This window comes from Xenorhabdus cabanillasii (assembly GCF_003386665.1).
GTDB lineage: Bacteria > Pseudomonadota > Gammaproteobacteria > Enterobacterales > Enterobacteriaceae > Xenorhabdus > Xenorhabdus cabanillasii.
The window spans coordinates 3,917,659-3,938,054 of record NZ_QTUB01000001.1 but is presented as its reverse complement, the minus strand read 5'-3'; the positions used below and the strand labels follow the sequence as shown (position 1 = coordinate 3,938,054).

Here is a 20,396-nt window from a genome sequence, read left to right as displayed (position 1 = left end):
CCTTTTTTTACGTCCAAAGGAGAGCTAATGGCTACTCTTGTCGAGACATTACTTGTTGCACTGAAGTTGGATATGTCCGGTTTTGCCGGTGATGCACACAAGGCAATTCAGGCGCTTGATGATCTGGATAAGAAAGCAGGCGGCGCATCCACTGCGGTTGTCAAACTGTCTGATGATGCGGATAAAGCCGCAGACAGCACCAGAGATTTTGACCAGTCGAACCAAGACTTGGCTAAATCGATGGATAAGCTCAATACTAATCTGGAAGCGATACTGGGTGAATTGTCTGAATACGGCGATAAGACCAAAAAGTACAAAGAGAAGACGCAGGACTGGAGTAAGTCGGTCAACGTTGCGGTCAAAGCGCTGACAGGACTATTCACCACTATTTTGGTCTCTAGCGGATTAGCAAAACTGGTCAATGACGTGTCACGTAGTAATGACCAACTGTATTTCCTGAGTAAAAACCTCGGCATGAACGCGGAGACCATCAAAAAATGGCAGAACGTCGCGGAAATGTCCGGTGGAAGCGCTGATGGTATGGCGGCTACAATGACCAGCCTGAATAAATCACTGTGGGATTTGGTCACGATGGGTGATGCGTCTATCCTGCCATTTTTCAATGCGTTGGGTGTTGGCGTGGTGGACTCCTACGGGAAAATACGCAATCTGGACGACATACTGTTAGATATGGCTGACAGTATGTCCAAGATGGAGCGCCCACAGGCATATAACATTGCCAAAAATATGGGACTGGATGAGGGGACTATCAACACCCTATTGGAGGGTCGCGATGCTATTCAGAAACGGCTTGATGCTCAAAAAAATCTAGTCATCTCCACCAAAGAAGAGCTGGAGCTAAACCGTAAACTCAAAGAGCAAAATTCGGTACTCGGTCAGCAATGGGAGGGGCTGAAAACGCTGGTGGCGAATTACCTGACGCCTCATCTTATTAAATTCTCAGAGAGAGTTTCCGGTTTTCTTGATTATCTAAATAGGAACCGTGAAACAGCAATCTCAGTATTTAAAGGTGTTGCGACAATTATCGGAATTACCCTGATCCCCATGATTATTGCGTGCGGCTCGGCATTTCTGGCTATGTTCGCACCTTTATTCACTGGCGTTGGATTAATTGCTCTTTTGTCTCTGGGGTTACTGGGACTCTATGACGATTATCAAACATGGAAAAAAGGCGGTGACTCTCTGCTCCCCTGGGATAAATGGGAGCCGGTCATCAAAAAAGCCAAAACAGAAATAGAAAATCTCGGTAAAGACATCAAAAAACTAGGGCGGGATTTGTTGGAATTATTGGGTATCAATCTCGATAATTGGTCACTCAGTTTTGAACTGGAAAGTCTTCAAAAAAGCTTTAACGGGCTGAGCGAAACGATTTCTCATTTATTCGCCGCACTGAACCACCTAAACGATGGGAATTTTGATTTGGCGTGGGAGGAACTCAAGCAGGCGTGGAATGGTAGCGAGCAAAATAAACAAGAGACAAACACGATAGGGAGTAAGGCTGGAGAACGCCACCGCGCAGCATTTGGAAACGCAATGCCTGACTGGTATATCAGTGCCAATAACTGGCTGAATGGGCTGTTAGGGATAAACCCATATATACCCACCAAGCCAAAGGTATTAGGGAGTCCAGTTACTGAGACAACCTTAGACATTCCTACTGGTGATCCTGAAATTGATAGGCTCAAGGCTAAAGTCCGTCGTGGTGAAATGACACTGGATGAACTGAATAACATTATTTTGGGAAGCAAGCCCAACACCACACCAATACCACAAAAAGGGAATACTCGCGGGGAGCGCAATAACAACCCACTGAATATAGAGTATGCCAAACAACGAGGTGCAACAGTAGAAAATCATCCTGAGCAACGTTTTGCTAAATTTAATTCGGAGTATATTGGTCTGGAGCGAACCGCTTGGCAATTGCGGCGGTTCTTTAATGGTCAAGGTAAACCCAAAAAATTACAGACAGTTGCGGATATCATATCTGCGTGGGCACCACTAGGAGGAAAAGATAAAAACCGCACCGAGGATTACATAGACCGAGTTGCTCAGAGGTTGGGTGTTGGCCGAAACGACCGCCTAGATTTAAATAACCACGATGTTATGTACGCCCTGATGAATGCCATGAGTCCAGAGGAAATAGGAAAGCCACTGCCTTACTCTAAACAACTTGTTATGGCTGCAATCAAAGGGCAAGGCGATCCAATGGTTAATCTTGCGAACAATATTAGTGCGTTTTCGGATGCGATATCAAATCCAATAGTGCCTAATATGGATATGAACGCACCCCGTGAATTCCTCTCTCAGACTCACAAGATACAAAATATGCCTATGACTGGCGCAACTAATAATGTCAAAGTGGATCTCAACGGAGACATTAATGTAACTACGACAGCCAATACAGTAAAAGGCACTGTAACCGATGCAGGAGAAGCAGCGAGATTAAGCCTTTCTCAAATTATACCGTCAATGGGGTAAAAGCCCTGATTGATTTTATCGTTTACCTCTCAGCGGCTACAAAGGTAGGGAAGCCGCCGCTACCACATAAGCGAGAGGTTAGTTTTATTTTGGCATCTTGTTTTATTAGTGAATTGATATATCCACGAGCATAATTTGGGATATTTTTATAAATTGGGGAGATATCAAATGTCGCATAATCACCATCACTATATTTTACTTTAAACGTTCTTACAGTTCTTTCATCTGGCGAGGTAGAGATAACTGTAACCCTTTCTGCAACAGGGTCAGAGCACCCTAACCAAGGGCTAACTCCATCAATTGGTTTTGGATCGTCATAAATGCCGTATATTTTACCGTTTCGCAAATCCATATAGCAATCATTGCCAACATTCACCATTGATTCATGCTTCTCGTTTACGGGGTTTGCTGCTGCTCTATTTTTGGTGTCCGCCACTGCTAATACTGCTAGCTTTGATTGCACTAAAGCCACCAGTAAAGCAGAAAAATTGATTTGCTCCACTCCGGCGTTGTCTTAGGCTGACGACGCACTATATGTTGACTATCTGCAAGCTAAAGTGGTTACTGGCAATAATAATGATTTCAAGGCATTGGTTAAGCAGAACTGGAAACTGCGCGAAAAGAATTGTGATACAGAAGAATGTTTATTGAATTGGTATAAGCGATCTACGGAACTGTATAGACAGATTGCTGAAAAAGGAACTAAGAAAGACGCTAAATCTAGCCCATCAAAGCGCAATCAAAAGTTTGATGAATATGGCTTACCTATACCCAACAATAAGGTTGCATTCAATAATTTTAGCAAGGTTGTTGCAGATATATTATCTGATATCAATAGGCGGTCTAAACGATCAAAAGCGGAAAATTATTCGTTTTCTGATGTAGAAGGCCCATATTCGGCATTACAGTTATATAGCGAGTATAAGCAAAACGAACTCGTTGCTAATAAGAAATATAAAGGTAAGAAAATTAGAGTAACTGGCACTACTGAAAGTGTGACCGAAGATTTTATTGGCAACGCTATAGTAAAAACTGAGAGTCCTAGTTTTGTTTTGGGCGGAGCAATGTTTAATGTTGATAAAAATGATCCTTACATTCTAGATTTAGTCCCAGGATCAAAAGTGGACATGGTGTGCGTGGGGGGCGGATTTATCATGGATAGTCCAGTCCTTCGTAAATGTGTATCAACAGAAAGTTATTCTGATAAACAATCAGATGGTAATCATAACACTATGATTACTGGAGTCGCAGATGCAATTGCTTATATTGCCTATATGTTCTCCGAAGATATCTTAGAGAAGATGTGTGTTAGCGCTACAAATTGCAGTAAGCTAAAAACATTGTTCTATGGACTAATGAAGGAAAAAAAGACGGATAATGATATAAAAATATTAAGGGAGATGCTTGTAGACATGGGCTTAAATGCAGACTCATTCATGCAAGACTTAGAACAGGCACATGAAAGATTTCAAGCGTTCATAAAACAATATAAGCAACCATTAGAGAAAAAATACGATAAAAAATAGCCCCATCATGGGGCTTTTTTGTTGATAAGCTCTTTCTTTACATTAAGTAATTCTTTGAGTTTACGACTATCTGCTTCCATTTTTTCCATAAGCAAATATGTCAGATAATCAATTTTATAATAAGCTTCATCATTGTCCCAGTCATCAGCTTCAAGCATTTCTTGATAGACGCGAGAGAAATCTTCATCCATAGACAAGGACATTCCTCCATGTATAGCATCATGAAGAATTTGCACAATTTCGGAATTCATTGATCGTCCGTTCTCTTCTGCTCTTTTGGCAATATGTTCTCTCATGCCATCGGGCAATCTGAGCATAAATTTATCTTGAGCCGCCACGAGCTTTTTCGTCATTTCCATCGCCTTCTAATTTATTTCTAAATAGATAGTAATGGCATATTGACATCATGTCATTATGACATCATCAATTAAAAGAGGAATGAGAAAATGAAAGATGATTTGTATACAGAAAGGGCAACGGAAACATTCAGTTTACGTTTACCGAAAAGAGTGAAGGAACATGTTGAGTCGAAGGCTAGGGAAGAAGGTTTATCTATCAATTCAACAATTATTCAACGGCTGGTATGGAGTATCAACGATGAGAAAAAGAGACTCGCGCAATAAAAGCAAAACCTCGAAGGCGGCAACCAACGAGGCTTATAAATCGTCCAAAACCGAGTAAGGAATGTAGACATGACAAGTATAGCAAAAAAAATGAGTGATGAATTCACAATATTCAAATTTGATGGCAAAGACGTTCGGGTTGTTAAAAAAGACCATGAACCTTGGTTTGTAGCTGTAGACCTTTGTAATGTTCTAAACTTGCAAAATCCGTCTAAGGCTCTGAAAGTATTAGATGAAAATGAACGGTCTAACTTTAAGTTAGGGCGTCAAGGTGATGCTAATATCATTTCAGAATCGGGGATGTATACCTTAATACTTCGTTGTCGTGATGCCATCAAGCAAGGAACTGTACCTTATCGAGTTCGTAAATGGGTAACCTCTGAGGTTTTGCCATCAATTAGGAAAACTGGAAGTTACCATTCCTCCAAAACCACAGTCCAACAACGGAACCCATTAAAGAACGCCGTTAACCTATTGGTGAGAAAAAAAGGAATTTTATATCCAGAGGCATATTCTTTAGTTCACCAACGGTTCAATGTAGAACATATAGATGAGCTGACTACCGATCAGTTACCACAGGCTATAGAGTATGTTCATAAAATGGCGATGGAGGGTGAATATCTTGGCAAAGATTTACCAAAACCCAAGCAGCAAATAACCGATGAAGAGTTGATCACGCTGTGCTGGTCATGGAATTACTTAATAATGTGCTGTTCTGTTATGGAGGATGTTTACCCACTTTTAAATGTGGCAGAACATAGATTGGCTGCTAAGTTTCACACATTACCTAAAGAAAGTTCGTATAACTCTGGAATGGTGCAATCAATACTTCAAAAATTAACTGCTCATCTTGAGCCAAGTAACTTTAACAACTCCAGGGTTCTGAATAATCTCAGGCAGGAATTATTGTCGATGTAATTTCAAGTCATTTAATAATTCAGCCCATGATGCGAGCATTGGAAGGATACAAGTTTAGAGCTTAACTAAGTTCCCCGCGCACGCGGGGATAAACCATTCAACGCATAACCCCAAGCCACGGACGGCTTTAAGCTCTTGGGGACGTATCTTCTTTTATACTTAAGACAAGTTGATCAATGTAAGAGGTGGTAAATGCTGAGGAAGATTACTTGTATAGTAGCCCTGCTTTCCTCAATGGGGGCCATTGCTGATAGAGGAGTTTATACCGGCGATGATGGCAAGCTCGATATTCGCAATGGCATTTATTTTTGCGGTGTATATCCGAGTGACATACTAAGAGATTTTAAAGGATTTCCATCTGGTTACTTTCCAAAGGCGATGTTAAACATAGAGTCTGAGAAAGACGGAAAGTATATAACATCAGACCTCCATCCAGATATGCCGATGGATGCTAGGCCATCGCCATCTTGGGGGAGTTTTGCCACGACCGTCAAAATGGAGTCTAGTAACAATAACCATGTGAAATATAAAGAATATGTGGACGATAGTAACTATGCGTTTCTTATCGGTAGTGAAAAAATAGGAATAATTGCTATTTTAAGCACTGATAACGTATTTAGCCCTGTAAATGCCGTGCTAGGAAAATGCGAAAAGATGAATAGTTATTAATAGCATCTGTGGGTTTTTACCTTGAGCCTTTGTAACTCTCTTCACAATTTCCGATTTTGCTGATCAAATAATCAGTAACACTTATCATTGGTTCAGTGGTTAAATGTGGGAAATATTTAACAATGAGAATGTGATGAAAAAGTCAGTTTGTTTATTGTTGTCATTAATGGCATTGGCAGGGTGTGGCGAAAAAGAACAAAAGACACCTGAGCAAACATATTCGGATTTGGTTATAAAATCTTTGTCTAACATTATCATAATGGATCAGGATAAAGGGATTGAGAAAACATGTTTGGTTACATTTGATATTGATGCCAATGCAAATCCCTCGAATATCCTATCAGAGGGGCGAGATAAAGTATTTTGCGGTAAAGTCGAAGCTATGATTGATATAAGCGATACGCCTCGTCCTCCAAACTCATTGATAGTTAATGGGATAGCTCATATTAGAATGGAAATAAATAAATCCGATTTATACGTCATTGAGCGTTAGAAAACAGCCCCATCACGGGGCTTTTTTGTCGTTAGTGGAATATTATTTTCGAGTGAGCTAGCTTATATCGAATTAAGTACATAATATATGTGTAGTACTTTAAAAAATCTGGTGAGTATCAGCCCTGAATACGCGTTAGGGCACCCTCCTAAACGGGAGGTTATTCTTCTTGACCTGCTCTTTGAACAAATTAGGTGTGCTGATAAAGTACACGCTACCGGAACGCTCTAGGCACTCTTGGAGCAACCAATCCTCTAGAATAGGACTGGCTCATTACAATTAATGCCCTGCCCGTGTGGGGAGTCTTCACTCTTTAATATCACCGTGCTGAAAAAGCACAAAATATTCTAGCGTTAGTATGCCTATTGTATTTTCACAATTAAATTATGACGTGAATTAATAATTTAATGGCCTAAGCGAAACGCTAATCTTTACTCATCCTAAAATCTAAATCTACGAAATAAACCTATGTAATTTTTTACATCGGGCGTTTTCGTATGGATTTTTTAAACCAAATAAAAAAGCCAGTATTTTCGCGATACTGGCTTTCGTCATCCCATGACAGGAGAAAACAAACATGTTTGATATGAATGTAGCAAATCAATCAACAGTTGTCACGCTTCAGGGAAGCAACTTGCCAGTCGTCATTTGCCGTGGTCAGAGGGTTATTACGACTGAATTACTGGCTATTGGGTATGGTGCTGATGTGAAAAGTATCCAAATGAACTTTGCTAATAACAAATCTCGGTTTGAGGAAGGAAAACACTTCTTTAAAATTGAAGGGGAAGAATTAAAGGCCTTTAAGAACTACCCCAATAATATTGGGGTAGTCGATAAACGAGCCAGGCATGTTTACCTCTGGACGGAGCGTGGAGCGGCAAGACATGCCAAAGTTCTGGAAACAGACCAAGCGTGGGATTTCTATGAACTACTGGAGGAAGCATACTTCAATTCCAGCAAACAAAATGCTGAGTTGATAAGTAAAAAAGATTTAGCCTTGATGGTGATCCAGGCTGAAGAGGAAAAAGAGATCGCATACGCACAGCGTGATTATGCAATAGAAACAAAAGCGTGGATTAGTCGTCGGCGCGAAGCAACAGCGATGGCAACAGCATCAAAGGCTGTCAGAGAAAAGAATGCCCTCGCTGCAAAGCTTGGTGAATGTAAAGAGCACGCCACGGTTCTTTCTGTGGAGAAACGCCTTGAGAAGAAATTCAAATGGCATCCACTCAAAAAATGGTGCACGGAAAATGGTGCAGAGGTTCGCTCCGTGCCAGATGAACGTTACGGCAAGGCAAACTCATATCCGGCAGCTGCATGGAAAGCAGTTCACGGTGTGAATTTGGCGAAGCTGTTTTAAACATCCCCAAGTCACGAATGGCCTGAAGCTCGATAAAGGTTGTTTTTTATCCATTGAAGTTGATAATAGGCATTCATTGAATTACAATTGAATTACAATGTCATTCAGTTGGAGGCTTATTATGGCTGCAAACCAGCTAGTACAAACCCGTATCGACGGTGAGATTAAAGCAGAAGCGGCCGCTGTTTTGGCGGCAATGGGGCTGACGGTATCAGATGCTGTTCGTATGATGTTAACGCGAGTGGCAAGAGATAAGGTATTACCTTTTGAGCCGCTGATACCAAATGAGACAACGATAGCCGCTATGAAAGAAGCGCGCAAAGGTGGCGGTAAATCATTTTCCTCAGTTAAAGATTTAATGGCTGATCTCAATGCGGACGACTGATTATACAAGCCAGTTTAAGCGAGATTACAAGAGGGAAAAGAAAGGCCGCTATCGTGAAATTCTGGATGATGCGCTTATGACAGTAATTGAATTATTGGTATCTGATAGTTTGCTAGAACCGAAATATTGTGATCACGCCCTTTCGGGTGATTGGAAGGATTTTCGAGATTGTCACATCAAGCCTGACTTGATATTGATTTATCAAAAGCCAGGCGCTGACATATTGCGCCTTGTCCGTCTTGGTTCTCACTCTGAGCTAGGTTTATAGCAGGGTAGAAACAATTTAAACACAACCCGCTTCGGCGGGTTTTTCACATATGCCGCTTAATTGCGGCTTTTTTGCATCTAAAAACGAGGCTCTTATGTTTGGAATGCCAGATATACCGAACTGGAAGGGGATTCCTAATGCCGCAATGGACGCGGGAATTAGTCTTGGCGGCGCTGCATTAATAAACACATTATTTGGCAATTATTGGGGAATATTCAACCAGTACGGAATTCCTCTATTGCTCGCTGATAGCGTGATATCACTGCAATACCAAAACCAATATCGTGTAGCGAGTGCGCCGATAGAGAACGGCTCATTCGCCTCTTATAACAAAGTTAGCGAGCCATATAAAGTCACGGTTCAGATGACCAAAAGTACTGGTGGAACGTTAGAGCGCGGTGCGTTTCTGTCTCAGATTGAAATTTTGGCAAAAAGCACCCTCAAATTCCATGTGGTCACGCCTGAATTCGTCTACACCAATGCGGCTATCGTCGGCTACGATTTGGCTCGCGAAGCTAAAGATGGTGCAACACTCATCAAGATTAATGTCCATCTGGAGGAAATCAGGGAGGTAAAAGTCAAATATGACAAGGAAGAAGTTAAAAATCCTGATGATGCAAAGAAAAAGAACGGCGGGGATAAAACGCAGAAAGTTGAATCCAATTCATCTCTGGGTTCTTTAGGAGCTATAGCTAAAGAAATTGGTGAGCTAAATAAAGACGGAAAGATGTCAACGATAAAAGTACTCGCAGAGGCCGGCAAAATAATATTAAAAGGTCTTGATGGTATAGGAAATGACTTATCAAATATGCAAGCTCAAGCAGAAAATATGGTTAAGCAAATAAGCGGAGGGAATTTTCAATGATAACCGAAATTCCTTTAGACAAAACTCCAAATCAGGCTGTTTCTTTTTCTTTGGAAAGTGATAATTACGATTTAATACTGGAAACAAGACTTGGCAATTTATTTGCTACGGTCAAAAAAAACGGGGAATATCTGGTATACAATCGCATCTGCCGCAATATAACGTACATTTGCGAATGGCTGGTATTTTCAGACATCGAAGGGAATGCCGATCCAGAATATTCACAATTAGGCTCTCGATATAGGTTGGCGTGGATAAATGGCATTTAATAGAAAAGAAATTAGAATTACCCTCGCTCTTTCCAGCGAAAACGAATCATTCACTTCAAGCGGGCAAAATAAGCTTTCTGCAACCGGATTACGGATTAGTGCCGAAGTTAATTACGGCAATGGCGCTATTGCTCCTCATGCTCGCATTAAGGCTCACGGGTTGCCAGTAGAGACAATGGAGAAACTATTGCGTATCAGACGGAATACATTAACAGCATTGCGCAATACCGTAACCATTGAAGCAGGTGAGCAATGAGAGGAATTATCTCAAGTATTTAAAGGAGGCATTATTTTTGCCTATCCAGAAATGGGCGATGCTCCTAATGTTGCACTGATAATTGAGGCGCAAACGGCTATTTTGGAGAAAATGACAGGTGTTGATGCTGAGAGTTACGAGGGAGAACACGATGTTGTTGATATTATGAGCAACATTTGTCAGCGTATGGGGTATTCATTTGAATCTAATGGAGTCAGCGCGATCTTGTCAGATGTATATCTGGGTAACACAAATATGGAAAAAATTAGATGGCTCGCGGAGGCTGCAAATCTAAATTTATATATTGAAAGCAATACCATTATTGTAACTAGAAAAGGACAACCCAGAAATTTAAAAATCCCTGTTATTTCGCCAGAGACTGGATTGATTGGCTATCCAGTTCCTTTAACGAGAGGTATTGATTTTAAATGCTTCTATGACCCATTGGTAAGATTTGGTGGCATTGTCAGAGTTACTGGCAGCCAGATATCTATCTGTAATGGTGACTGGCTGACTTACGGTGTCAGGATAGTACTAGAAACAGAACAGGATTCAGCACAATGGCTTATGGATGTTAACACCAGCCCAAGAGGTGATAGTTATGCCGCAATCAAGAAATGATGAACAAATTTATTTATATGATCCACAGGTAACTATTGGTGGAGCGATGACTCAAGAGGCAATTATCTGGTCACTCATTGGCAAAATGGGCACAGTGACCATTTGCAAGGTGTTGAAAGTCCACGGTGGTGGTGTCGCACCTGTCGGTTATGTCGATATCCTGCCGCTGGTACAACAAGTCGATGGAGCAGGCAATATCTACCAGACTGCCACGGTCTACAACGTGCCGTATTTCCGTTATCAGGGCGGTGCGAATGCAGTCATTCTAGACCCGAAAGCGGGCGACCTCGGTTTCTGTTTCACTGCCAGTCGGGATATCTCGAAGGTGAAACGAATGAGAGGTTCCGCGCCTCCGGGGAGTAAACGCAAATATGACATAGCAGACAGCCTCTATATTGGTGGTCTGCTCAATGGTGCACCTAGTCAATTTGTCCATTTTTTGGAGAGTGGCATTAACGTTGTCTCTACGGGTGAAATTAACATGAGGGGGACGAAAATCATTCTCGATGCACCGGTAGAAACGACCAGCACCATTCAGGCCAAGAGCAACATTACTGACAACGCAACTACCAACTCCCAATCAATGGCAGGAATGCGCGAGCTATATAACCGCCACACTCATCACGAGAACGGACAGGGCGCTAATACCAGCACACCTAACCAAAAGGCATAAACAATGCGGACATTATTTTTAATGCCTGCCACATGGGATTTAACTCTCGATGCGGCGGGCAATCTCGCTATTGCCTCAGATCACGCCAGAGCGCAATCGGTCGCGAATGCCTGTCGGGTATTTGTGAACGACCTGTACTATTCGCAGGGTGACGGTATTCCGTATCTGGAGGAGATTTTAGGGAAAAACAGATACTCACTGGCGATGTATCGTAAATACCTGGAGGATGCTGCGCTATCGGTTGATGGCGTTGTTTCGGCCACAGTGGAACTGAGTACGGCAAATGACCGGATTGTGAGAGGTCGGATTAAATTCACCGACATTGACGGACGGGAGGGGGCAATAGAACTATGATACCCAAAATACAAATCACGCCACAGGGGATATTAACGCCATCGACTCAGGAGGTTATTGATGGTCTGTGGCAGGTTATGCGTGGCTGCTTTGGTGATAATCTCAATACGGATATGAACACACCGCAAGGGCAGCTCGTCACGACACTGACAGCGATTATTACCGATGAGCGTCATGTTTTTATCAATCTATTGAACAGTTTCGACCCTCGTTATGCTGATGGCATGATGCAAGATGCGCTCGCCTACATTTATTTCCTGCAACGTAAACGGGCGACAAAATCAGTCGCCGAGGTCATGATTAACGGACTGGCGAATACTGTTATTCCGGTTGGGTTTCAGGTGGCTGATGATTCGGGTAAAACATGGAGTACCCAAATAGAGGCGAGGATTGGCGATGATGGACTGGCTACAGTCAACGTTCACTGTGATGTTGTTGGTCGAGTAACAGCCTCGGCGGGGACGATTAATCGCGTAATTAAAAACGTCAATGGTATTGATTCGGCTGTCAATAAAACAGCAGCTATCGTTGGCCGGGGCGAGGAATCACGGCAGGAGTTCGAACTGAGGCGACAGGAGTCGGTCGCGGTTAATGCCAAAAACACCAATGCTGCTACCTATGGCGCAATCTCCAATATCAAAAATGTCGTTGATTGCTATGTGGTTGATAATCCGTCCGACAAAACGGTTAGCGTTGGTACGACAAACTATCAAATTACCAGGAATTCTATCGCGGTTTCAGTGGTGGGTGGTGATGACAACGAGATAGCCCAACAGATATTCATTAAGGCCGGGACAGGGTGCTCATTTGTCGGGAATACTGCCGTCAAATATCAGGACACAGTTAATTTCCCCTATCTGCCGCCAACCTATGACATTAAATTCATCAGGCCGACTCATATTCCGATTGAGTTTGTTATCACATTTGGGGATAAGTTGCGGCTAACTCATCAGGATAAAGAGGCTATTAAAAAATCCATTCTGGATGAGTTCGGGACAGGACGAGGAAAAGGGCGAATAGCTAAAAAGTTAATCGCCAGTGATTATATTTACGTGACAGCTCAATCAACTAAAGAGCGGTTGATTTCGATTCAGTTAGCAAGAAAAAACGGCGTTGCAGCTAATTATCTGGATTTTGGCATTGACGAATTTTCGGTTCTTTCCATAGATGATATAAGGATAGAATAATGGAAAATATTCAAGAAACGCTACTTAGTCAATATGCCAACAGTCCCGCTATTTGTACCATTCTCAACTCCGTTAACGAATCCATAGACCCGCGAGAGAATATTAATGAATTTTATCAGATGGCGGTCAATATACTCACAGCGAGAGGATTTGGATTAGATATCTGGGGGCGGATAGTTGGCATTAGCCGAGATTTATCGATACCCGATCCGAATATTGATTATTTCGGATTTAAAGAAACAAAAAAATATACCCCATTTGACCAATCGCCATTTTATGGAGGTAATAACTCAGAATCATCGTATATGATGGATGATTCTACATTCAGAGAAGTGATATTGATGAAGGCGTTTTCAAATATCCTACACGCAACAGCCCATCATATTAATAGGTTTTTGTCATCCTGTTTTATAAGAGGGAGGGCATATTATTTAATAACCGGACATATGACCGCCAGATATGTGTTTGAATATAGATTATCTGAATTTGAAAAAAATTTAATTTATAATCGTCAAATATTACCTCGCCCATCAGGGGTTAAAATATCTATTACAGAGTTGCCACTAGGAGAGTTTTTCGGATTCTACGGCACAGGATTTCAACCATTCGATCAGGCTGCACTTGCATAACAGGTGAATAATGAAAAACCCAAATTTAATACCAACACCGTTTGCCAAAAACGGACAACGAGACGAAATACCCGCTGACTATAAATCAGATTTACCGAGCCAAAAAGCGACATGGAATACTGGATTTCCACTGGTTACCATGATGCCCGTTGCGGCCGGAGGACTACCACCCAGCGGCAGAGACTTTAACGGTATTCTGAACCAGATTTCAGATAATATTGTGCATTTGTCCAAAGGCGGGAAATTTAAATATTCTCAGGAATATGCTGATTCGATTGGCGGATATCCTAAAGGTGCAATCTTACAATCGGATGATGAAACAAAAGAATTTCAGAGCTTAGCTGATAACAACAAAATCAACTTTAACACTGAGTCAGCAGATAAATTTAACTCAGTATGGAAACTGGTGAGTACTACTCAGCTTTGGGATGAGCTAAATAAAAAACTCAATCGGTCAGATGTGGTCCAGTCGGTCGGTAGCGGTAAATTACAGGTGATGAGCCAGAATGCAGTCACTGACGCCCTGAACACCAAACAGGATTAAAGGTGACTATGCTACAAATCCTGCATTAAATGAGGTGAGAAGATTAGCCAACGCTGCAAACCAACATGCCACGAATGCCAACGACAACGCCAGCCACCGCCTCGACAAAGCGCAGAACGGGGCGGATATCCCGGATAAAGCGGCGTTTGTGAGCAATGTGGGCGCTTATCCCAAAACGGGCGGGGTAATTTCGGGTGAGGTAATTTGTCAACGGGTAACCATTGAAGCAGACACCCCCTATCTGACCGCGTTTGATACAAATGGTACTCGCCAGTTTTTCTGTGGGCGGGCGGGTGATGGGCCACTGTATTTTAAAAATGACACGTCGGATGCGACATTACGTGTCACGGATGTTTTTCATTTTAACCGTCAAATCATCCCTAGTGACTACAGTAACTTTGACCAGCGTTATCATATTCAGGGTGAAATCCGGTTATTCCCGTTCCGCCCAAATGAATTGCCTGCTGGCTGGTATCATTGTAATGGGGATAAGCATCTCATCACCTCTGCCATCGGCAAAGCATTAATACAATTATCTGGCAATTATAAATCGGATTTCAGGATCACCATCAGCAGTGGACACATAAACCTGCCCAATTTTTATTCGGAAGGCCGGGGGCTATTCCTGCGCCCGTCAACTTCACCGGGTCAAATTGTCCCGGATACATTTTGTGCTCATGCTCATCCTGATGTGGTGAGCAATGTCGATGGTAAACGGATTGTTAACTATGAAGGTGATGTGGCTGTGGCATGGTTCCGCTCTGTAAGTAAACGTTCTCCGGGGAAAATCCAGCTTGAGGGCACGACAGGCGGAGCCGAAACCGCCCCCATCCATATTGGCATGACGCCAGCTATCTTTCTGGGAGTATAAAGATGAAAAATTATTATTTTGATGAAACCAAATCCTATCGTCCGTTCACCTTCATCACGGAGGCCTCACCCGGCTCTTACGCGCCGGATAATGCTATCCGAATCGAACCTCCAACCCGTGAAGGTTACTGGCCTTGCCTGATAGACGGTCAATGGCAGTTGCTGCCGGATCATCGGGGAAAAATCGTTTACAGCATCACCACACGACAATCCCTCCGGTGTGAGGAGGTTATTATGCCGGAAGGGTATACGGATTTAGTGCCTGGAACGGTGTTTGATAACTGGGATGGGAAACAATGGGTCACAGATATTGCGGCACAACAGGAGTATGAAATCCAACAGGCGGAATATGAAAAACGGCAGTTATTGCGGGCGGCCACCGAGAAAATTGATATCTGTCAGGATGCCGTTGATTTAGGGATGGCCACCGAGGCCGAGAAATCCACCTTAACGGCATGGCGCAAATACCGGGTCCTACTCAACCGCGTAGACTGTTCCACCGCCCCCGATATCCACTGGCCGGAACCGCCGAAGTAAGGACAGGGGCGATAGCCCCTATCTTCATTCAATAAATATCCAATAGAGGAGATTAGCGGGTAGTGGGGTGGATTGGGGGGATGGTAACACCTACAATAATAGGTGTTACGGCTTAGATAGTATCGGATTCATTTATTAACTAATCCATTATAATTCATTTTTTTTGCTCAAGTTTTACAATTTCCCAACGTTTCGAAGATTCATTCTGACGGTAAGCAAAGAGAACTCCATTAATCATATAGGGAACAAAGGTTTCAAAACTATCTTGAGAATATTTATCGGCTAATACTAGTTTTGTTTTGCCATCCGGAATTAATTCCAGGAGCTGGATATCTGCACTGCTAGTATTGATACAACAGAGATATTTTTTATTACCATCCTCTAGAACGGTTACATAATCGTAATAAATTGGCCAGCTACTGTGTTCAGTTTCGTTACCCAATCTACCGTCTGGTAATATTTCTTGAATGAAATGCCAATTATTTTGGGTTTTGGATTGTCCAAAAATAAATTTCTTGTTATTTATCTCGTATGTTGCCATTGCATTTGTATGATAAAAATTATTTGCATTATGATATTGAATTGTCGTAATTGATATACTCATTTTACACCTCGATTATGTGTTTTTTATATGTAAACAGTGTTAATTTTAATGCTTATTATCCTTTCGTTTTAGTAAATAAGAGATAAATAGGGTGATGTAAATATTGGAAATTTGTAGAATATGGAATATCTGAGAATATATTTATACTACTTACATAGTAGAAGGTGAAGATAAATACTCAATTCCATTTTATATAATGCATGAAAGGAAAATAGAAATTTCATTATTTCTTGGATTCGCATAATAAGTGCAATTTCTGAGAAAGGCGGTCAGTTGCTATAGTAGGCATCTTTCTCACCAAAGGAAATCTATGGTCACCCAGTTTTTGCAACACTAATTTTGATGAATTTTTGGTTGATCGCACTAATTGGGATTTGAAAGCCCTTTTAGCCTCTGTAGAGCTGTCTATCCGCCACTTGTGGTGTGACCTTCTCCGTTTACCGCTCACCAGATTAAAAACAGCAGAAGAACTTCATGTATGTATTGTATGCATGATACGTACATACAATACATACAAAATAATATGGATGAGACGTTGAAGGCGATTAACTATAGAGACTCCTTGAGTTTAAGGAGTCCTGTTGTCGAGGAAAAGCTCACAGGTAATGACAAGGGGTTGTCGACCAATAAAAATAATAAAATCAATAAGTTTATTCCTTTTGTCCAGCATGTAAATCAACCATCACGGAAATCATGAGAGGGTGGTCAAAGTGACGGCCTCGGAAAAATCAAAGGGTTAGCCAACTATGGTGAAAATCACCACAGTGGGAGGGCTTGGGTTTAAGCTGTCATAGTGAAAACCTTTAAAATTATTGAGATCCAAATTTGGTTCGTTTGTAAAGTGGGTATTGGGATTTCCTCAATCCCTTTTGATGGTTGAAATCCCAACCATTCATATCAGTGGAAGCTGAAGGTTGCTAGATACGGGGTGGTTCCGTGTGTAAAATGCGAGTAGTTTTCCTATAGTGGTTGTGGCTGTATATTTGATCAGTGTATCTGTGTTCGACTCCTGAGTTAGCGGAAAAAGAAGGAGTCGAACAAAACTGATGTTTTTTACTCAACTGTTCATTTTCATTCACTAAATTTTTCTGTGTATAGTGGTGTGTATAGGTTTATTTTTATTATTAATTTATTTTAAATAAATCAATTAATTATATTTCTTGCTCGAATCTCTCCTCCCTCTTAAAGTCTACTTTTACCAGTAAAATCAATAAATAGCTATAATCCTAAGTCTCCTAACATCTCCTGAAAGTGACATGAAATTGTGTATAGTTTTTCCTATACACATCTTCCTATACACATGGGTGAAATGATGAAGCCAACAGACGTGGTAATTAAGAAGTCCAAGCCAGAAGCAAAGTCTTATACGTTGTTTGATGAAAATGGGCTTTGGTTATTGGTGGAGCCGAACGGTTCTAGGGGCTGGCGATTCCGTTACCGTTTTGAGGGTAAGCAAAAGATGATTTCTTTAGGTACTTACCCAGAGGTGTCTTTGGCTGAGGCGAGAAGGCGAACTGCTGAATATCGTTCAATGGTTGCCGATGGCATCAACCCTTCTGAGGATAGAAAAAGACAGAAACGAGAAAGTATTATTATGTCAGAGAATACTTTCGAGAAAATTACTCGTGAATGGTATGAAAAGCGCAAAGACAGGTAGTCGGCAGGATATCGAGTTGATATGATGAGTGCTTTTGAAAAAAAGTTCCTATCACTTTATCGTGTATTTCTTCAGATTTGGAATAACCTATCGTTTTTCGATTCAGCCGTTTTATCCGGATACGAAGAGTGAGATGAGTTCTCTCGATACGTTGGGTAAATTTCTTTCCCGTGAGATGTTTTTCCTCAGGAAGACAATCGTAAACGGCATAATCATCTGTACAGTAGAACCGGATGCTGAAAGGGGACAGAAGTGCCCGCAGTTTTTTCAACGTCTTCCTGCTGCGCTCCCCAAACACATGCGCCACTCTCTGCTTTCTATTCGGTTACCAGGCATACCAGAACCAGCGCTGATTTTTCTTATTACCGACAAATGACCATTGTTCGTCTATTTCACAGACAATCTGAATCTCACTGCCCGTCAGCGACAGTGTGGTTACATTTCTTGGCGTGAGCTTTTTAATGTGCGAATGACCGTGTTAATGCCGACTTTCAGAACCCGCGCCGTGTCCCTGACACCGGAGTTATTCATTGCCATATCAATAATTCGCTCTTTCATACCGGGCTGACAGGCTTGATAGGTATAGTTCAGTTGGAAGGTTTTACGGCAGGCATAACAGTGATAGCGGAGGTGACCAGTACGCCCTTTTCCATGCCCTTTAACCGCTTCTGTTTTATGACAGTAACGACAAACCACATTAACTTTAGCCATATCTCACCCACAATAAAAAGCAGGGAGTTTATCACAATATCTAATCATTGGAAGCATGACCCAATAACTCTCTATTGTTGCCATTTTTTCTGTATTTTTTATTATGCTAAGAATAGTAACCTGCTATTATTTAAGAATAATAACCAGTAAGGTGAACGCATGGATAACAAGATTATAGAAATACTCCAGTACGAATTAAAAAAAGGAACTGGCAAACGATTTCATGAAATTATGACTACTGTCAGCGTTCCACTACACCATGTTCAGGGAATTGATGTTGTTAGCTTTGGCAATTCATTGCATAACGAAGACTTTTACTACCTTGTCCGTGCGTTTAAAGATATGAACGAACTATCGGCTGTACAGGATAGATTTTATAAAAGCGATGAATGGATCAATGGCCCTAGAACAGGAATTATTGAGAAAATAGATAAAAGCGTTAAAACGGTTATCGAAATGCCTGTATCTGCTATAGATGCTTTACGAACTAAGTAATGTTGCTTTCACGTTATTACCTCGAAATAATGGAAGCGCAGATTGAGCTTATCAATCTATGTATCCTCATAGAGAGACTAAGCATTATCTCAATAACTCCCGACGAAATGTGTCGCAACCTTTTCACAAGGTCGGAACGTTTAGCGTACTGACCTCGCTTTATTGGTTGTAGAGTTATAAGGTCACGGATTGAAATCATATTAATAGCATAATGAGATTAGCAAGGTTTCTAAACATGATGTGTTTTGTATAGATTGACAATAATAATTTAGGTGAATTCAATGGCCCTTTTATCAGTAATCATCTCGCCACAGGAGAGATAAGTTCCGGTTCTATTGTTGAGATAGGATGATGTTACTTATTGTTATTCTGGTTTTCTTACGGAAATAAGAAATATTAAAGAATTAAAAGGTGATAAATCTCACCTTTTTGTATAGGACGCGGAAGTTACCAGATTCACCGAACAAGGAATTCTATATTTATATCTATATTCGGTTCTCCTCCGTAAACTCTAATTTGATTACAGTTGGAATCTCCATTACAAATGGCGCTCTTAACAATATTCGGGCACCCTTTAATCACCGTATACCAACCTGAATCGTATCCATGCTCAAAACTCAAAGTGCAACTTATAGAACCACCATAAACGCTCCATTCAACTGACTTGGTTTCACGAGTGCAACCACTAAATAAGTTATCATTGTCCTTTAAATAAGCACTTTGCTGGTTGCCGGGCGCAATATTTATTTGATCCTCGCCACTATCATACATGCATTCAGTGCTTCTTTTAACCATCATCAGGCTGTTTTCAGAAAAAGAGGAATTCTTTAATTCCATATTATATTCAGCAGAGAAAACGGGCTTTTTCTCTATATTATCATTCTTTTCAACAGCAAAGAGTGAAGGTATTAATAAAAAAGATAATAGTGCTAGAATTATGCAAGATATAATTTTCATATCATTTATCCTTTTGATGAAACCACCAAAAATATCGTTTAAATATTTTTAGTTAGTTAATTTTTTACCGTGAATAGAGTATTGAAATGATAATTTCTATATCATATGGGTTATTTACCTGTCTGTTTTAGTATAAGTAAACTACACTGATAAGTGACACTCAAAAATCAACAGTTGATTGAGATGGCTTGATATTTGACCCACAACTTTTTGTGGGTTCAGTTTATGAATAATGATTTGTGATGGTTCAATGAATTCATCGGTGGAAAATCGGAGATAAGGCACTGTTATAATACAACTAATAATGAAATAAACTCAATATCCTCTTATTTTATTCAATTATCTGGCTTAAATAAAAAATATCAATCAAAGATGAAAAAATCATTTTTATCACACCAGGCTTTATCAGTCATCATATAAATTCTA

The 20,396-nt window shown here is 41.1% G+C and carries 25 protein-coding genes and 2 pseudogenes; 22 read left to right on the top strand and 5 right to left on the bottom strand.

Annotation, left to right across the window (positions count from 1 at the left end):
• The first annotated feature begins 27 nt into the window (after positions 1-27).
• Positions 28-2,499 carry a hypothetical protein gene (locus tag BDD26_RS17720; protein WP_115827296.1) on the top strand — a complete coding sequence of 824 codons (2,472 nt, stop codon included), beginning with the start codon at positions 28-30 and terminating at the stop codon, positions 2,497-2,499.
• A gap of 22 nt (positions 2,500-2,521) precedes the next feature.
• On the opposite strand, the gene BDD26_RS17715 is transcribed toward BDD26_RS17720, so the two are convergent.
• Positions 2,522-3,001 (bottom strand): hypothetical protein, encoded by a 480-nt coding sequence (locus tag BDD26_RS17715; protein WP_170140352.1) that lies wholly within the window; start codon positions 2,999-3,001, stop codon positions 2,522-2,524.
• Between the two features lie 55 nt (positions 3,002-3,056).
• Between BDD26_RS17715 and BDD26_RS20415 the strand changes: the two genes are divergently transcribed.
• On the top strand, positions 3,057-4,025 hold the full coding sequence (locus BDD26_RS20415) for an OB-fold putative lipoprotein (RefSeq protein WP_244922776.1): 969 nt from the start codon (positions 3,057-3,059) through the stop codon (positions 4,023-4,025).
• Positions 4,026-4,030: 5 nt separating this feature from the next.
• Here BDD26_RS20415 and BDD26_RS17705 read toward each other — a convergent pair whose 3' ends face one another.
• Positions 4,031-4,378 carry an Arc family DNA-binding protein gene (locus BDD26_RS17705; protein ID WP_115827294.1) on the bottom strand — a complete coding sequence of 116 codons (348 nt, stop codon included), beginning with the start codon at positions 4,376-4,378 and terminating at the stop codon, positions 4,031-4,033.
• Between the two features lie 93 nt (positions 4,379-4,471).
• Between BDD26_RS17705 and BDD26_RS17700 the strand changes: the two genes are divergently transcribed.
• From BDD26_RS17700 to BDD26_RS17615, 18 genes and pseudogenes are all read left to right on the top strand, one after another.
• Positions 4,472-4,648 carry an Arc family DNA-binding protein gene (locus BDD26_RS17700; protein WP_115827293.1) on the top strand — a complete coding sequence of 59 codons (177 nt, stop codon included), beginning with the start codon at positions 4,472-4,474 and terminating at the stop codon, positions 4,646-4,648.
• A 69-nt stretch (positions 4,649-4,717) separates the two neighbouring features.
• Positions 4,718-5,566, top strand: a complete 849-nt coding sequence (locus BDD26_RS17695) for a BRO family protein (protein ID WP_211305497.1) — start codon at positions 4,718-4,720, stop codon at positions 5,564-5,566.
• Positions 5,567-5,758: 192 nt separating this feature from the next.
• Entirely contained in the window at positions 5,759-6,235 is a 477-nt protein-coding gene (locus tag BDD26_RS17690) for a hypothetical protein (RefSeq protein ID WP_115827292.1), read from the top strand.
• A 133-nt stretch (positions 6,236-6,368) separates the two neighbouring features.
• Positions 6,369-6,728: a hypothetical protein gene (locus BDD26_RS17685; RefSeq protein ID WP_012989566.1), complete on the top strand. Its 360-nt coding sequence runs from the start codon at positions 6,369-6,371 to the stop codon at positions 6,726-6,728.
• Positions 6,729-7,305: 577 nt separating this feature from the next.
• Entirely contained in the window at positions 7,306-8,088 is a 783-nt protein-coding gene (locus tag BDD26_RS17680; RefSeq protein ID WP_244922775.1) for an ORF6N domain-containing protein, read from the top strand.
• A gap of 121 nt (positions 8,089-8,209) precedes the next feature.
• Positions 8,210-8,473 carry a type II toxin-antitoxin system RelB/DinJ family antitoxin gene (locus tag BDD26_RS17675; protein ID WP_038268352.1) on the top strand — a complete coding sequence of 88 codons (264 nt, stop codon included), beginning with the start codon at positions 8,210-8,212 and terminating at the stop codon, positions 8,471-8,473.
• Entirely contained in the window at positions 8,460-8,741 is a 282-nt protein-coding gene (locus tag BDD26_RS17670) for a type II toxin-antitoxin system YafQ family toxin (RefSeq protein WP_115827290.1), read from the top strand. The genes BDD26_RS17675 and BDD26_RS17670 overlap by 14 nt, the downstream gene beginning before the upstream one ends.
• A 49-nt stretch (positions 8,742-8,790) precedes the next feature.
• A complete protein-coding gene (locus BDD26_RS17665) occupies positions 8,791-9,606 on the top strand; it encodes a phage baseplate protein (protein ID WP_211305496.1) in 816 nt (271 codons plus the stop codon).
• Entirely contained in the window at positions 9,603-9,875 is a 273-nt protein-coding gene (locus BDD26_RS17660; RefSeq protein WP_115827289.1) for a phage baseplate plug family protein, read from the top strand. Before BDD26_RS17665 ends, BDD26_RS17660 begins: the two co-directional genes overlap by 4 nt.
• Entirely contained in the window at positions 9,865-10,131 is a 267-nt protein-coding gene (locus BDD26_RS17655; RefSeq protein ID WP_115827288.1) for a hypothetical protein, read from the top strand. The genes BDD26_RS17660 and BDD26_RS17655 overlap by 11 nt, the downstream gene beginning before the upstream one ends.
• Positions 10,132-10,146: 15 nt before the next feature.
• Positions 10,147-10,752: pseudogene (locus BDD26_RS17650) on the top strand (baseplate hub protein); the annotation flags it as partial.
• Complete coding sequence (locus tag BDD26_RS17645; RefSeq protein ID WP_211305495.1) at positions 10,733-11,425, top strand: phage baseplate protein; 693 nt, start codon at positions 10,733-10,735, stop codon at positions 11,423-11,425. The pseudogene BDD26_RS17650 and the gene BDD26_RS17645, both read left to right, overlap by 20 nt.
• A gap of 3 nt (positions 11,426-11,428) precedes the next feature.
• Entirely contained in the window at positions 11,429-11,779 is a 351-nt protein-coding gene (locus BDD26_RS17640) for a hypothetical protein (RefSeq protein WP_115827286.1), read from the top strand.
• Entirely contained in the window at positions 11,776-12,966 is a 1,191-nt protein-coding gene (locus BDD26_RS17635) for a baseplate J/gp47 family protein (RefSeq protein ID WP_115827285.1), read from the top strand. The genes BDD26_RS17640 and BDD26_RS17635 overlap by 4 nt, the downstream gene beginning before the upstream one ends.
• On the top strand, positions 12,966-13,595 hold the full coding sequence (locus BDD26_RS17630) for a baseplate wedge 1 family protein (RefSeq protein WP_038268374.1): 630 nt from the start codon (positions 12,966-12,968) through the stop codon (positions 13,593-13,595). Before BDD26_RS17635 ends, BDD26_RS17630 begins: the two co-directional genes overlap by 1 nt.
• Positions 13,596-13,605: 10 nt before the next feature.
• The gene (locus tag BDD26_RS17625; protein ID WP_115827284.1) at positions 13,606-14,139 is read left to right on the top strand and encodes a hypothetical protein; all 534 of its coding nucleotides are present in this window, start codon (positions 13,606-13,608) and stop codon (positions 14,137-14,139) included.
• 34 nt (positions 14,140-14,173) lie between these two features.
• A complete protein-coding gene (locus BDD26_RS17620; RefSeq protein ID WP_115827283.1) occupies positions 14,174-15,010 on the top strand; it encodes a hypothetical protein in 837 nt (278 codons plus the stop codon).
• A gap of 2 nt (positions 15,011-15,012) precedes the next feature.
• Positions 15,013-15,546, top strand: a complete 534-nt coding sequence (locus tag BDD26_RS17615) for a tail fiber assembly protein (RefSeq protein ID WP_115827282.1) — start codon at positions 15,013-15,015, stop codon at positions 15,544-15,546.
• A 154-nt stretch (positions 15,547-15,700) separates the two neighbouring features.
• Here BDD26_RS17615 and BDD26_RS17610 read toward each other — a convergent pair whose 3' ends face one another.
• Positions 15,701-16,150 (bottom strand): hypothetical protein, encoded by a 450-nt coding sequence (locus tag BDD26_RS17610; protein ID WP_115827281.1) that lies wholly within the window; start codon positions 16,148-16,150, stop codon positions 15,701-15,703.
• Between the two features lie 1,312 nt (positions 16,151-17,462).
• Between BDD26_RS17610 and BDD26_RS17600 the strand changes: the two genes are divergently transcribed.
• Positions 17,463-17,807, top strand: coding sequence for an Arm DNA-binding domain-containing protein (locus tag BDD26_RS17600; RefSeq protein ID WP_038263757.1), 345 nt, complete (start codon positions 17,463-17,465; stop codon positions 17,805-17,807).
• Here BDD26_RS17600 and BDD26_RS17595 read toward each other — a convergent pair.
• Positions 17,770-18,518 (bottom strand): annotated as a pseudogene (locus tag BDD26_RS17595) (IS1 family transposase). The gene BDD26_RS17600 and the pseudogene BDD26_RS17595 sit on opposite strands and share 38 nt — an antisense overlap.
• 159 nt (positions 18,519-18,677) lie before the next feature.
• Between BDD26_RS17595 and BDD26_RS17590 the strand changes: the two are divergent.
• Entirely contained in the window at positions 18,678-19,013 is a 336-nt protein-coding gene (locus BDD26_RS17590; protein WP_038266657.1) for an NIPSNAP family containing protein, read from the top strand.
• Between the two features lie 456 nt (positions 19,014-19,469).
• Here the strand turns inward: BDD26_RS17590 and BDD26_RS17585 are convergent, their stop codons facing one another.
• A complete protein-coding gene (locus BDD26_RS17585) occupies positions 19,470-19,970 on the bottom strand; it encodes a hypothetical protein (RefSeq protein WP_115827280.1) in 501 nt (166 codons plus the stop codon).
• Positions 19,971-20,396: the final 426 nt, after the last annotated feature.

What these genes read in the sequence shown, in the direction of transcription:
- BDD26_RS17680 (WP_244922775.1), top strand. Translation starts at nt 7,306, where the DNA reads ATGTTTGATATGAATGTAGCAAATCAATCAACAGTTGTCACGCTTCAG.
- BDD26_RS17700 (WP_115827293.1), top strand. Translation starts at nt 4,472, where the DNA reads ATGAAAGATGATTTGTATACAGAAAGGGCAACGGAAACATTCAGTTTA.
- BDD26_RS17675 (WP_038268352.1), top strand. Translation starts at nt 8,210, where the DNA reads ATGGCTGCAAACCAGCTAGTACAAACCCGTATCGACGGTGAGATTAAA.
- BDD26_RS17585 (WP_115827280.1), bottom strand. Translation starts at nt 19,970, where the DNA reads ATGAAAATTATATCTTGCATAATTCTAGCACTATTATCTTTTTTATTA.
- BDD26_RS17670 (WP_115827290.1), top strand. Translation starts at nt 8,460, where the DNA reads ATGCGGACGACTGATTATACAAGCCAGTTTAAGCGAGATTACAAGAGG.
- BDD26_RS17690 (WP_115827292.1), top strand. Translation starts at nt 5,759, where the DNA reads ATGCTGAGGAAGATTACTTGTATAGTAGCCCTGCTTTCCTCAATGGGG.
- BDD26_RS17600 (WP_038263757.1), top strand. Translation starts at nt 17,463, where the DNA reads ATGAAGCCAACAGACGTGGTAATTAAGAAGTCCAAGCCAGAAGCAAAG.
- BDD26_RS17640 (WP_115827286.1), top strand. Translation starts at nt 11,429, where the DNA reads ATGCGGACATTATTTTTAATGCCTGCCACATGGGATTTAACTCTCGAT.
- BDD26_RS17610 (WP_115827281.1), bottom strand. Translation starts at nt 16,150, where the DNA reads ATGAGTATATCAATTACGACAATTCAATATCATAATGCAAATAATTTT.
- BDD26_RS17685 (WP_012989566.1), top strand. Translation starts at nt 6,369, where the DNA reads ATGAAAAAGTCAGTTTGTTTATTGTTGTCATTAATGGCATTGGCAGGG.
- BDD26_RS17630 (WP_038268374.1), top strand. Translation starts at nt 12,966, where the DNA reads ATGGAAAATATTCAAGAAACGCTACTTAGTCAATATGCCAACAGTCCC.
- BDD26_RS17705 (WP_115827294.1), bottom strand. Translation starts at nt 4,378, where the DNA reads ATGACGAAAAAGCTCGTGGCGGCTCAAGATAAATTTATGCTCAGATTG.
- BDD26_RS17625 (WP_115827284.1), top strand. Translation starts at nt 13,606, where the DNA reads ATGAAAAACCCAAATTTAATACCAACACCGTTTGCCAAAAACGGACAA.
- BDD26_RS17615 (WP_115827282.1), top strand. Translation starts at nt 15,013, where the DNA reads ATGAAAAATTATTATTTTGATGAAACCAAATCCTATCGTCCGTTCACC.
- BDD26_RS17645 (WP_211305495.1), top strand. Translation starts at nt 10,733, where the DNA reads ATGCCGCAATCAAGAAATGATGAACAAATTTATTTATATGATCCACAG.
- BDD26_RS17590 (WP_038266657.1), top strand. Translation starts at nt 18,678, where the DNA reads ATGGATAACAAGATTATAGAAATACTCCAGTACGAATTAAAAAAAGGA.
- BDD26_RS17720 (WP_115827296.1), top strand. Translation starts at nt 28, where the DNA reads ATGGCTACTCTTGTCGAGACATTACTTGTTGCACTGAAGTTGGATATG.
- BDD26_RS17655 (WP_115827288.1), top strand. Translation starts at nt 9,865, where the DNA reads ATGGCATTTAATAGAAAAGAAATTAGAATTACCCTCGCTCTTTCCAGC.
- BDD26_RS17635 (WP_115827285.1), top strand. Translation starts at nt 11,776, where the DNA reads ATGATACCCAAAATACAAATCACGCCACAGGGGATATTAACGCCATCG.
- BDD26_RS17695 (WP_211305497.1), top strand. Translation starts at nt 4,718, where the DNA reads ATGACAAGTATAGCAAAAAAAATGAGTGATGAATTCACAATATTCAAA.
- BDD26_RS17660 (WP_115827289.1), top strand. Translation starts at nt 9,603, where the DNA reads ATGATAACCGAAATTCCTTTAGACAAAACTCCAAATCAGGCTGTTTCT.
- BDD26_RS17665 (WP_211305496.1), top strand. Translation starts at nt 8,791, where the DNA reads ATGCCGCTTAATTGCGGCTTTTTTGCATCTAAAAACGAGGCTCTTATG.